Origin of the sequence: Acidocella sp. MX-AZ02 (assembly GCF_000306035.1) — a bacterium.
GTDB lineage: Bacteria > Pseudomonadota > Alphaproteobacteria > Acetobacterales > Acetobacteraceae > Acidocella > Acidocella facilis.
Genome location: NZ_JH976210.1, coordinates 177,278 through 188,858 on the forward strand (window position 1 = coordinate 177,278; position 11,581 = coordinate 188,858).

The 11,581-nt window shown below is 66.4% G+C and carries 10 protein-coding genes and 1 pseudogene; 2 read left to right on the forward strand and 9 right to left on the reverse strand.

Annotated elements, in window-relative coordinates; all coding sequences use genetic code 11:
• The 8 genes from MXAZACID_RS15500 to MXAZACID_RS15535 all read right to left on the reverse strand — a co-directional run.
• Window positions 1-895 (reverse strand): hydantoinase/carbamoylase family amidase (locus MXAZACID_RS15500; RefSeq protein WP_008495441.1); only part of this gene is annotated, 895 nt, incomplete at its 3' end.
• A complete protein-coding gene (locus tag MXAZACID_RS15505; protein WP_008495442.1) occupies window positions 867-1,622 on the reverse strand; it encodes a DeoR/GlpR family DNA-binding transcription regulator in 756 nt (251 codons plus the stop codon). The genes MXAZACID_RS15500 and MXAZACID_RS15505, both read right to left, overlap by 29 nt.
• 45 nt (window positions 1,623-1,667) lie before the next feature.
• The gene (locus MXAZACID_RS15510) at window positions 1,668-3,221 is read right to left on the reverse strand and encodes an amidase (protein ID WP_008495443.1); all 1,554 of its coding nucleotides are present in this window, start codon (window positions 3,219-3,221) and stop codon (window positions 1,668-1,670) included.
• A gap of 23 nt (window positions 3,222-3,244) precedes the next feature.
• Window positions 3,245-3,955, reverse strand: a complete 711-nt coding sequence (locus MXAZACID_RS15515) for an ABC transporter ATP-binding protein (protein ID WP_008495444.1) — start codon at window positions 3,953-3,955, stop codon at window positions 3,245-3,247.
• Window positions 3,952-4,677, reverse strand: coding sequence for an ATP-binding cassette domain-containing protein (locus MXAZACID_RS15520; protein WP_008495445.1), 726 nt, complete (start codon window positions 4,675-4,677; stop codon window positions 3,952-3,954). Before MXAZACID_RS15520 ends, MXAZACID_RS15515 begins: the two co-directional genes overlap by 4 nt.
• A complete protein-coding gene (locus MXAZACID_RS15525) occupies window positions 4,674-5,702 on the reverse strand; it encodes a branched-chain amino acid ABC transporter permease (protein ID WP_008495446.1) in 1,029 nt (342 codons plus the stop codon). The genes MXAZACID_RS15520 and MXAZACID_RS15525 overlap by 4 nt, the downstream gene beginning before the upstream one ends.
• On the reverse strand, window positions 5,699-6,565 hold the full coding sequence (locus MXAZACID_RS15530) for a branched-chain amino acid ABC transporter permease (RefSeq protein WP_008495447.1): 867 nt from the start codon (window positions 6,563-6,565) through the stop codon (window positions 5,699-5,701). Before MXAZACID_RS15530 ends, MXAZACID_RS15525 begins: the two co-directional genes overlap by 4 nt.
• 69 nt (window positions 6,566-6,634) lie before the next feature.
• Entirely contained in the window at window positions 6,635-7,876 is a 1,242-nt protein-coding gene (locus MXAZACID_RS15535; RefSeq protein ID WP_008495448.1) for an ABC transporter substrate-binding protein, read from the reverse strand.
• A gap of 320 nt (window positions 7,877-8,196) precedes the next feature.
• Here MXAZACID_RS15535 and MXAZACID_RS15540 point away from each other — a divergent pair, with 320 nt between their 5' ends.
• On the forward strand, window positions 8,197-9,240 hold the full coding sequence (locus tag MXAZACID_RS15540) for a tartrate dehydrogenase (protein WP_008495449.1): 1,044 nt from the start codon (window positions 8,197-8,199) through the stop codon (window positions 9,238-9,240).
• Here the strand turns inward: MXAZACID_RS15540 and MXAZACID_RS15545 are convergent.
• Entirely contained in the window at window positions 9,224-10,162 is a 939-nt protein-coding gene (locus MXAZACID_RS15545; RefSeq protein WP_144052836.1) for a PCC domain-containing protein, read from the reverse strand. The genes MXAZACID_RS15540 and MXAZACID_RS15545 overlap by 17 nt on opposite strands.
• Before the next feature lie 220 nt (window positions 10,163-10,382).
• Here MXAZACID_RS15545 and MXAZACID_RS15550 point away from each other — a divergent pair.
• Window positions 10,383-11,581 (forward strand): annotated as a pseudogene (locus MXAZACID_RS15550) (hypothetical protein); the annotation flags it as partial.

An 11,581-nucleotide genomic window follows, 5' to 3' on the forward strand; every position in this document is an offset into this window, starting at 1 on the left:
TCTCATTGCTGCGGGCCCGCACTTCCACCGCCAGGCTGACCCGTGCCGGCACCACATTGGCGGAGTTCGGCTCCACCAGCAGCCGGGCGACGGCGGTGTGAACATCCCCCGGCCAGCGCTCCGCCACCGCGCGAATGCCGGCGATGGCATAGGCCGCGCCGAGCAGCGCATCGCGCCGCCGGGCCATCGGGGTCGGGCCGGTATGGGCCTGTTCGCCCAGAAACAGCGCCTCCAGCTTCAGCGCGCTCCAATTGCCGGTGACGATGCCGATGCGCGCCTTCGCCTCCTCCAGCACGCTGCCCTGCTCGATATGCAGCTCCAGATAGCAGGCCGGGGCAGGGGGCGGCAGGTCGGTGCCGAGAGACCCGATCGCGTCCAGCGCCGCGCCCAGGCTCACCCCCTGATCGTCGCAGCGCGTCAGCGCGTAATCCGGAGTGAAGCTGCCGGCATAGGTGCCGCTGCCCAGCAGGCTCGGCCGGAACCGCGCGCCTTCCTCATTGGTCCAGTTCACCGCGATGAAATCGGCGTTGAAGCCCGCCCCTTGCCGGCGCGCCTGCAGCAGCGCCTCGCCGACGCACAAGGCGGTGGCGACGCCCAGCGTGCCATCGAACCGGCCGGCGCGCATCTGGGTGTCCAGATGCGAGCCCATCATCACCGCCGGTGCCGCGCCCTGCGCCAGGGGGAACAGCGCGAACTGGTTGCCGACCTCATCAATCGTCACCCGCGCCCCCGCCGCCTGCGCGACGCTGCGGAACAGCGCGCGCGCCTGGCCATCCTCGGCTGAGCCGCAAAGCCGCGTCACCCCGCCCGCCGCGGTCGCGCCGATGGCCGCAAACCGGTCCAGCAGCGCCAGCAGGGCCGAGGCGTCAGGGGGTGGCGATGAGCTCGATGTCATGCTGTTTGAAAACTTCCATGAAAGCGGGCGGCGGCGGCCGGTCGGTGACGATGGTCAGCGCCTCGTGCAGCCCGAATGTGTGAAGATTGGCCTGGCGGCCGAATTTGCTGGAATCGACCAGGATCACGCCGCGCCGCGCCTGGCTTTTCAGTGCCCGGCGCAGCACGGATTCATGCTCCTCGTAATCCATCCAGCCATGGTTGATGTCGACGGTGCTGATCCCCATGAAGGCGATGTCGAAATAAAACCGTCTGGCGTAATCCACGGTCTCGTACCCGACCAGCGCATTGTCCTTGGGCCGCAAGGTGCCGGGGGTGAGATTGACCCGCCCCGGCCCGTCGCCCAGCAGCAGCGCCACATTGATCGAGTTGGTGGTGACATTGATGCTGCGCCCGGCCAGCACCCGCGCCAGGGCCAAGGTGCTGGTGCCGCTATCGATGAAGATCGACATGCCATCGCGCACCAGCTTCTGCGCCAGATGCCCCACCCGGGCCTTTTCCCGGGCGTTGAGCTTGCCGCGTTCCAGCAGCGGCCGGTCCTGGTCCAGCCGGGGCAGGACCGCGCCGCCATAGATGCGCCGCAGCAGCCCCTGCTCCTCCAGCAGCTTCATGTCCCGCCGGATGGTCTCCTCGGACACGCTCAGCACCGTGGCGATGCCGGCAACCTCCACCCGCCCCGCCTGATGCAGCGCGGCCATGATTTCCTGGTGGCGATGATGGGTCAGCATCCTGGTCCTCCCGTTTCGCCTTTGTACCGGCGTTCTGGGCTGGCTTTACACGGAAAGCACCGGCGCGCGGCGATGTTTCGTCGCCTGCTCGTAATCATGCGCCAGGGCCAGCAGCTCGGCCTCGCTCCAGGGCTGGCCGACAAACACCAGATTGAACGGCGCCCCGGAGGCGTAATAGCCGGCGGGGAGGGTCACCACCGGCATCCCGGCAATGTTGATCTCGCACACGGTGGTCTCGTTGATCACCCCGTCGCTGTGCAGCTTCGGCAGCTCGTCACGCATCTGCGGGAAGACCAGCGCGTCCAGCTTATGCCGCGCGAACACCTCGGCGACGACTTCGAGATAGGCCTCCTTGGCGCTGAGGAAATCATGCAGCGGCGGCGGCAGGGTCGGGTTTTCCAGCGAGAAGGCGGTCTCCGCGAGATAGCTCATATAGGCCATCACCCCGCCTTCGGCATACGGGTCTTCCGCCTTGGTCAGCGCCGCCAGGCTGTTGTAATCCCGGATCGCGGCGCTGGGGCCGAGCCGGCGCAGATACAGCTCCATGTCATACGGGCAGCATTCCATGCCGCGCGCATCGAACTGGTATGTCTCGGAAATCGGCTTGCTGATCGCGGCGAAGCCGGTGCCGGCGAACGGGTCGTCCAGCAGCTCCGCGCCGCGCGCCGCCAGCTCCTGCTGGGCGCGGGCGTAAAGGCTGGTGCATTCCGGCGAAAGCGGGCTGGCGCGCCAGCCCGGGCCATACAGCCCGATCCGCTTGCCCCGCAGCGCGGTCTCGCTCAGCTTCGCGGCATAGCCGCCCTTCGGCAGCTTGCCGATGGCGGCGACGGTTTTCGGATCTTCAGAGCAATAGCCAGCAATGACATCCAGCGTCAGCGCCGCGTCGCGCACCGTGCGGCCGATCGGGCCGACGACATCGCGGGTGGAGCCGGCCAGCGGCACCACGCCGCTATTGGGCACCAGCGCGAAGGTTGGCTTGATGCCGACCAGCCCCTGCGCCGAGGCGGGGTTCTGGATCGAGCCGCCGGTTTCCTCGGCCAGGCCGAGCACGGCCAGGCTGGCGGCTACCGCCGTCGCGGTGCCGGCGGTGCTGCCGCCGGGCATGTAGTCGGGTGCCGCGGCATTCAGCGTCGGCCCGGCCCAGCTATTGCTGGCATGGGTGCCGGTGGCGGAGAGGATGGGCACGTTGGTCTTGCCGAGAATGACGCAGCCGGCTTCCTTCATCCGCGCCACCACCGGTGAATCGGTCTCCGGGATCAGATCCACCCCGCCCGCCCGGGCGGAGAGGAAATGCCAGCCCGCCGTGGTCGGCAGGCCCTGCATATCCATCGTATCCTTCACCACCACCGGCACCCCGGCCAGCGGGCCCAGCGCCTCGCCGGCGGCGCGCCGCCGGTCGATCGCGCGGGCCTCCTCCAGCGCCTCGGGGTTCATGGTGATGATGGCGTTATAGCGCGGATTATAGGCTTCGATGCGCCGCAGAAACGCATGGGTCAGCGCTTCGGCGGTGACGCCGCGCGCAAAGGCGGCGGCGGCGTCTTCCAGCGTCATCTCGATCAGCGTCTCGTCGCTGAGGGTCGTGTCCATGGTGGCTGACATGCCTCTGTTCCTTTCTGTTTTTTTCAGGCCATGCCGGAGAATTCGGCGATGACATTGGCATCGCCGATGGATTCCGGGGGAATTTCGCCGGTGATCATGCCCTTCTGCAAAATCAGGATGCGCTCCGCGCAGGCCTGGATGAAGCTCAGCTTCTGCTCGACCAGCAGCATCGCGAAGGGGCGGCGCCGGCGCAGCGTATGCAAAGTCTCCGCCATTTCCTCGATGATCGAGGGCTGGATGCCTTCCGTCGGCTCATCCAGCAGGATCAGGCTTGGGCTGGCGCACAGGCAGCGGGCCAGCGCCAGCAATTGCTGCTCGCCGCCGGAGAGCGCGCCACCCGGGCGGTCCAGCAAGCGGCGCAGCCGCGGGAAATCCTCAAGGATCTCCTCGATCACCCGCGCCTCCTCGCCCTTGGCGAGAAGGCAGCCCATGCGCAGATTATCCATCACCGAGAGGGCCGGGAAAATCTCGCGCCCCTGCGGCACATAGCCGAGCCCGGCCTTGGCGCGCGCGGTGGTGGAGAGGTTGGTGATGTCCTTGCCCTGAAAGCTCACCTTGCCGCCGGTGGCGGGCAGATAACCCATCAAGCTGCGCAGCAGCGTGGATTTGCCCATGCCGTTATGGCCGAGAATGCCGACGAAGCTGTTCTCCTCCACCGCCAGCCCGATGCCGCCCAGGATCGGCACCCGGCCATAGCCGGCGCGCAGACCCGAAACCTCAAGAACCGCGCTCATGCCGCCGCCTTTCCGATATAGACATCGCGCACACGCTGGTCCGCCAGCACCGCGTCGACATGATCCTCCATCAGCACCTTGCCCTGATTGAACACGGTCACCGTCTGCGCGATCATGCGGATGAACTGCATGTCGTGCTCGACTACCACCAGCGCCTGGGTGCGGTTGATCTCCTTGATCAGCTCGGCGGTGCGCTCGACCTCCTCATGCGTCATCCCCGCCGCCGGCTCGTCGAGCAGGATCAGGTCCGGCTCCTGCGCCAGCACGGTGGCGATTTCGACCCATTGCCGCTGGCCATGGGCGAGCTGCCCGACCTGGCGGCGGGCGACAGGCTCCAGCCGCAACCGGGCGAGGGTTTTTTCCACCATCGCCTTGGCCATTGCGGCACTGCGCCCGCGCTGGGCCGCGACAAGGACATTCTCATACGCGGTGAGGCCGTTGAAGACGTTGGGGATCTGCGTCTTGATGCCAACACCCAGCCGGGCGATCTGGTTGGGCAGCAGCCCGGTCACATCCTGGCCGCGCAGCTTGATCCTGCCTTCGGTCGGGTTCAGCTGGCCGGTGAGGGTTTTGAAAAAGGTGCTCTTGCCGGCACCGTTCGGGCCGATCAGGCAGCGCAGCTCGACCTCGCCTAGCACCAGGCTGACATCATCGACGGCGGTGACGCCGCCAAAGCGCATCGTCACGTTGCGGGCCTCGAGCAGCGGCACGATCTCGCTCATGGGCTGGTCTCCTGGATCCGCGCCGCCTTGGCGCCGCGCCGGATGAAAAGCTGCATGGCCTTGTCGCGGATCACCGGCACCACCCCTTGCGGCACCAGCAGCACGAAGGCGACGAGGACGACGCCCAGCCCGAGATTGGGATCGACCTTATGCTGCGTGCCGGCCAGGTTCATCACATATTGCAGCCCGACCCCGCCCAGGATCGGCCCGATCAGCGTGCCCAGCCCGCCGACCAGCACGAAGATGATCACCTCCGCCGACATCGCCAGCCCGAAGATGGTCGGGCTGATGAAGCCGCCCCAATTATCATAGATGCAGCCCGCCAGCCCGGCGATCGCGGCGGAGATGGTGAAGCTCAGCAGCTTGTAGAGCCGCGCATCATAGCCCAGCAGCATCGCGCGGGTTTCGTTTTCGCGAATGGCGATCACCACCCGCCCGAAGCGGCTGGCCAGGGCCAGGCGCAAAAGCGCATAGACGATGATCAGCAGCGCCATCGAGACATACCAGATGCCGGTCGGGCTCAGCACGTTGGAGACATCGCCCGGCATGTTCAGCGTCGGCACCGAGGGGATGCCGTTGAACCCGCCCAGCTCCGCCTGGCCGATATGATATTGCGCGCCGGAGGTGGAGTTGATCAGCTGGAACAGGATCACGCTGACGGTGAGGGTGATGACGCCGATATAGGCATCCGAAATCCGCCCGTAGAACATGAAATAGCCAAGCAGCAGCGCGAAGATTGCCGGCACCGCGACCCCCGCCAGCATCCCCCAGCTGGTGTCGCCGAGATTGATCGCGGTGATCGCGTAGGCATAGGCGCCCAGCCCCAGAAAGCTGGCCTGGCCAAAGCACATGATGCCGCCAAAGCCCCAGAGAAAGCCCTGGCTCAGCGCATACATCGCCATGGCGACGAACACGGTCATCTGCACGATGCCGAACAGGCTCACGATCTGCGGCACCGCGAACAGCACGACGAGACCGGCGATGAGAACGGCGATGAAGCCCGCCCAGGCTGAATTGAATTTCATAGGCTGTTCCGGAAGAAGCGGCCGGTGATGCCCTGCGGCAGGATGCGGATCATGATCACCGCGAAGACCAGCAGGGAGACCGTGCCCAGGACGGGGTTGGCGACGAAGGAGACGATCTGGTTGATCGCGCCGAAAATCACCGAGGCGATGCCGGTGCCGGCGATGATCGCCGGGCCGCCGCCCAGCACGGTGATGAAGGCGTTGGCGATGTAGGCCGCGCCCATGTTCGGGGAAATCCCCGAGATCGGCGCCAGCACGCCGCCGGCCAGCCCCGCCAGTGCGGCGCCCAGCGTGAAGGTGGCCATGTAGACGATGGAGGGGCTGATGCCGAGGGCCGCCGCCATGCGCGGATTCTGCATCGCGGCACGCAGGATCAGCCCGAATTTGGTCAGCCGCAGCAGCGCATACAGCCCGACCAGGCAGGCGATGGCGACCAGGATGATGACAAAGCTGTAGAGGCTGGCGCCGTAGCGGCCGATATTGAACCCGCCCAGCGGCGCGGTGACGCCACGCACCACATTGCCATAGATGGTCGAGCTGATGCCGATCAGCCCGAGGCTGACGCCCCAGGTGGCGAGCATCATGTCCATCATGCGGCCATAGAGAAAGCGGATGAGGGCGCGTTCCAGCACCAGCCCGACCAGCCCCACCACGATCGGCGGCAGCACCAGCATGGCGATCCAGATATTCACCCCGGCCCCCACCGCGCTCACCGTGGTATAGGCGCCGAGCATCATGAATTCGCCATGGGCGAGATTGATGATCCGCATCATCCCGTAGATCACGCCAAGCCCCAGCGTGATCAGCACGAATGTCGCGATGCCGCTCAGAACGTTAAAGGCCAGAAGCCCGGTCAGGTCCATCGCCCGCCCTCCTTCGCTTGCGTTGCACCCGGGACCGCGCGGTCCCGGGGTAGGCTGTGAGTGTCGCGCTTACAGGCTCGGCGTGAACTGCTTGGCCATGCGCGGGTTCTTGATCAGATCGCATTGGGTCCCGGTATCGGTCGGCGTCTGGTTCGGGAAGGTCGCCATGATGTCCCATTTGCGGTCGACCGGCTTGGCCAGGTAGGCGGTGCGGATGGTGGCGTGCAGCTGCGGGTCCAGCGTCACATGCCCGGCCGGGCTGTCGATCGAGATGCCGCTTTCCAGCGCCTTGATGACCTTGGCGTGGTCCACCGAGCCGGCCTTCTTCACCCCTTCCGCCCAGAGCATGATGCCGTCATAGGTCGCACTGTCCAGCTCGGAGAGATCCTTGCTGCTGCCGGGGAATTTCGCGTCCATCCCCTTCAGGAAGGCGGCGTTCTGCGGGTTGTCGAGATCGTTGTAATAGCCAAAGCTGGTGACGATGCCGTTGGTGGTGGAGGTATCCATGCTCACCAGCTCGTCGCCGAGGCCAAACACCGAGGAGCCGAGCGGGATCTTGCTCTTCATCCCGGCGGCATCCCACTGCCGGTAGAAGCCGGAATGGTTGGCGCCGACCAAGGCGGAGAAGACGAAATCCGGGTTTGCCTGCTCGATACGGCTGATCGCGGAGGCGAAATTGGTGACATCGAGCGGGAAGAAATCGGTGGCGACGGCGCTGGCGCCGCCATCCTTCAGATATTTCTGCACCCACTGCGCGGTGATGTGGCCGTAATTATAATCGGCGGCGATGATGTAGCATTTCTTGCCCCAGTTCTTCAGGGCGTAATCCACCACATGGCTCACCGTCTGCGAGGGGGTGGTGCCGGTGCAGAAGACATTATGGTCGCAGACGCCGCCTTCATACTGGGTGTTGTAGAAATACAGCGTCTTGAAACGGTCGAGCGTCGGGCGGATGGCCTCGCGCGAGGCGGAGGTGATGCCGCCCTGCACCACGTCCACCTTGTCCTGCAGCACCAGCTGCTGGGCATATTGCGAGTAGAGCTGCATGGAGGATTGGGTATCGTAGCTGATCAGCTGGATCGGCCGGCCCAGCAGGCCGCCGGCCTTGTTCAGCACATCCACGGCATATTGCGTGGTCTGCGTCATGCGGCTGCCTTCGAGGCCGATGGTGCCGGTGGAATCCAGCAGGCTGCCGAGCTTGATCGGCGTTTCCGCCAGCGCGTTGCGGGCATAGAACGGCATCGCCAGCACGCCGGCGGCGCCGGCCCCCAGCTTCAAGGCATTGCGTCGGCTAACGGTCTTCGTCTTCATGAAAGGCTCTCCTTGATCCGCATGAGCCGGAATGCCCGACCCGCCTGATGGGAGAGCTGTTGCAAAGCCAATGCCAAAGAATCCACAAACCGGGCAAATCAGTCATTTCAAGCGCTTTGCCGGCGCGCTGTTTCAGGGCTGCCGCCCCTGTGGGCGGGTATGGTCGAAAACCCACATCATTTGCCTAATTCGAGATCAGGCTGGTTTTTGTCTGCATAGCGTTTCGGCTGCCAAATGCCGGGGGCGCGCAAGCTGCTGGCATTTGGTCAACCACATCATCCGGCTCTAAGCTCGCGCCCGGAAGGTGAGGAGACAAAGAGATGGCATCCTATCGTATCGCATTGATCCCTGGAGACGGGATTGGCGGCCCGGTGATCGCGGCGGCCTGGGCGGTGCTGCAGGCGGCGGCGAAGGCGGAGGGCTTCACCCTGGCGGCGGAGAGCTTCCCCTGGTCCTGCGCCTATTATCTTGAAACCGGCCGGATGATGCCGGAAGATGGAATCGAGAGTCTGCGCGGCTTCGATGCGATCCTGCTGGGCGCCGTTGGCTGGCCGCAAACCGTGCCGGATTCGGTCTCCCTGCACGGGCTGCTGCTGCCGATCCGCAAGGCCTTCGTGCAATATGCCAATATCCGCCCGCATAGGCTGCTGCCGGGGGTGCAAGGGCCGCTGCGCGCCGAGGGGTTTGACATCCTCTGCATCCGTGAGAACACCGAGGGTGAATATGCCGGCGCCGGCGGGCGGGTGCATCAGGGCAGCGCCAATGAGGTGGCGGTGGAAACCTCGATCTTCACCCGCGCCGGGGTGGAACGCATCCTGCGCTTCGGCTTCGAGCAGGCGCGCGCCCGGCGCGGCAAGCTCGCCTCTGTCACCAAATCCAACGCGCAGAAATACAGCATGGTGTTCTGGGACGAGATCACCGATCTGCTGGCGGCGGACTATCCGGATGTCGAGGTGACGCGTTATCATATCGACGCGATGGCGGCGCGGATGGTGATGGCGCCGGAGAGCCTGGATGTGGTCGTCGCCTCCAACCTGTTCGGCGATATCCTCACCGATCTGGGGGCGGCGATTCAGGGCGGGCTGGGCTTCGCCGCCTCCGCCAATATCGACCCGACGCGCACCTCGCCCTCGATGTTCGAGCCGGTCCACGGCTCGGCGCCGGATATCGCGGCACTGGGCATCGCCAACCCGATCGCCTCGATCTGGTCCGGGGCGATGATGTTGGAGCATCTGGGCGAGCCGGCGGCGGCGAAGCGGGTGATGCGGGCGGTGGAGGCGGTGACGGCGCGCGGCATCGGCACCCGGCCGGGGCAGGATAAGACCGATGCGATCACCGCCGCCATTCTCAGCGCGGTGGGGTGAGGCTTCGCGCCATTTCCGCCGGCGGGTCGCCGGCGTGATCCGCGATGAACAGCTCGGCGCAGATCAGCACCGGATTCAGCCCCTTCGCCGGCCGGCCCCGGTGCAGCCGCCCCGCCACATCGACCAGCACGATCTCGATCTCCGCGACACCCGCCCCCTCCGGCCCCGGACGGATCTCGCCTTCCAGCACCAAAAGCTCGGTCGGCTGCGCGGGGATCTCCCGGCCATCCGCGAACTTAACCCCGATCAGGCTGCCAATCCCGCTCAAAATCCGCCCCTGCCGGAGCCCGTGGCGCTGGCAGATCGTCTCGATGGCGCTGATGAAATCCTCATTCGGGCCGATTTGCGCGACGATCAGCCCGCCCGCCGCGCCATGGCCTGGCGCCGCTTCCGGCCGGAACAAGGTGAAATTGGTCTCAGGGTCGAAGCGCGCCTGCAGGCTCACCTCGTCGGTGCCGGTAAGGCGGGCCTGCAGCGGTGCGGCCAGGCGGGCCTCGTTTGGCAGAATATGCCCGGCCATCTCCCGCCCCGCCGCATCGCGCCAGAGCGCGTGGCAATGCAGAAAGGCCGCGCCATCCTTGCAGCCGAAACTCGCCGTCGCCGCCTCCAGCCGCACTGGGCCTTCAGGAGCGTGCGTGGCGCTGTAATAGGCGACGTGCCGGTCAGTCTCGGCATAGGCCGGCAGCACAAAGCGCATCGGCTCCAGCACCGCGCCCTGCAGCGTGACCGCACCGGCGGTGATGCCATGGCGCGCCGCCTGCGCGCCGACAGCCTCGGCCAGGGTCAGGCCCGGTTGCAGGCTGATATCGAAAACCCGTTGCGCGCATCGAAAACTTTCAATCCGCGTCGGGCGCGCTGTCCCAGGCTGGCGCAGGCATTTGCTCAGCCCCTCGGGCAGCAGGCCCTGCATGGATGCGCTCACTGATGATCCTTCCCGAACTCGTGCTTAACGTGTAACGACCGCGCGGCTTGGCGTGAGGCTACGCGCCGGGGCAGGTGCCATCAAGCACGCACCGCGCCGCCGCGCCAAGCTATTGAACAAGGCGCTCTTTCCGGCCTAGCTTGGGGCGGCTGGGCCGGGGCGCAGACGGGGTGTGGGAGGAAAGATGAAGGGCCGCGGACGGTGTTTGGCGATCGCCTTGATGGGGATGACCCTCGCGCAGCCCGCCTGGGCCGATGCGCCGCAGGATCTCCGCTTGCTTGCCGAACGCGGCAACACGGTGGCGCAAACCCTGCTCGGGCTGGATGAGCTGACCGGCCAGGACATGCCGAAAAACGAGGCCCAGGGGCTGCTCTGGCTGCGCCGCGCCGCCCGCCAGAACAACAAGCAGGCGCAATATTATCTCGGCCTGGCCTATGATCGCGGCCAGGGCGTGAAGACCGACCCGCGCGAAGCCGTCTCCTGGTACGAAAAGGCCGCGGCGCAGAATTTCGCCCCGGCGCAGAATAATCTGGGGTTTCACTACAAGGACGGGCGCGGCGTGAAGCGCGACCCGGCCCGCGCCGCGCGCTGGTTCGAGAAAGCCGCCGCCCTGGGCGACCAGGCCGGGCAGACCAATCTGGCGCAGCTCTATGATACCGGGGTGGGGGTGCGCCGCGACCCCGCGAAGGCGGTGGAATGGTACGCCAAGGCCGCCGCCCAGGGCGATGCGGTGGCGCAGAGCCGGCTCGGCACCCATTACCGCACCGGCGACGGCGTGCCGCGCGATGCCGCGCTGGCGGCGCAATGGTACCGCAAGGCCGCTGATCAGGGCGATGCCTATACCCAGGACCAGCTGGGCACGCTCTATGCCACCGGCGAGGGCGTGCCCAAGGATGATGCCGAGGCCGCGAGCTGGTTCGCCAAGGCGGCGGCGCAGGGCGAGGTGGATGCCGAGAAGCAGTTGGGCGGGCTCTATAGCAGCGGCCAGGGCGTCAGCCAGGATCCCGCCCAGGCCGCCTATTGGTACGAGAAAGCCGCCGCCCAGGGCGATGAAGTGGCGCAGACCGATCTGGCGGTGATGTACGATGCCGGGCGCGGCGTGAAGCAGGATTACGGCAAGGCCGCCTATTGGTCGCGGAAGGCGGCGCAGGCGGGTGATCCGGTGGCGCAGACCAATCTCGCCATCCTGTATTATTACGGCCGTGGCGTCCCCCGGGATGCCGGGCAGGCCGCCAGCTGGTTCGCCAAGGCGGCCCGCCAGGGCGCGGCCGAGGCGCAGTTGAGCCTGGGGCTGCTCTACCAGAATGGCGAAGGGGTGAATGTCGATTTCACCAAGGCCTATGTGTGGCTGGCGCTGGCCGCCGCGCATGGCGAGGCGGAGGCGGCCACTGCCCGCGATGCCCTGGCCGCGCGCATGGC

What these genes read in the sequence shown, in the direction of transcription:
- MXAZACID_RS15535 (WP_008495448.1), bottom strand. Translation starts at nt 7,876, where the DNA reads ATGAAGACGAAGACCGTTAGCCGACGCAATGCCTTGAAGCTGGGGGCC.
- MXAZACID_RS15520 (WP_008495445.1), bottom strand. Translation starts at nt 4,677, where the DNA reads ATGAGCGAGATCGTGCCGCTGCTCGAGGCCCGCAACGTGACGATGCGC.
- MXAZACID_RS15505 (WP_008495442.1), bottom strand. Translation starts at nt 1,622, where the DNA reads ATGCTGACCCATCATCGCCACCAGGAAATCATGGCCGCGCTGCATCAG.
- MXAZACID_RS15530 (WP_008495447.1), bottom strand. Translation starts at nt 6,565, where the DNA reads ATGGACCTGACCGGGCTTCTGGCCTTTAACGTTCTGAGCGGCATCGCG.
- MXAZACID_RS15515 (WP_008495444.1), bottom strand. Translation starts at nt 3,955, where the DNA reads ATGAGCGCGGTTCTTGAGGTTTCGGGTCTGCGCGCCGGCTATGGCCGG.
- MXAZACID_RS15540 (WP_008495449.1), top strand. Translation starts at nt 8,197, where the DNA reads ATGGCATCCTATCGTATCGCATTGATCCCTGGAGACGGGATTGGCGGC.
- MXAZACID_RS15510 (WP_008495443.1), bottom strand. Translation starts at nt 3,221, where the DNA reads ATGTCAGCCACCATGGACACGACCCTCAGCGACGAGACGCTGATCGAG.
- MXAZACID_RS15525 (WP_008495446.1), bottom strand. Translation starts at nt 5,702, where the DNA reads ATGAAATTCAATTCAGCCTGGGCGGGCTTCATCGCCGTTCTCATCGCC.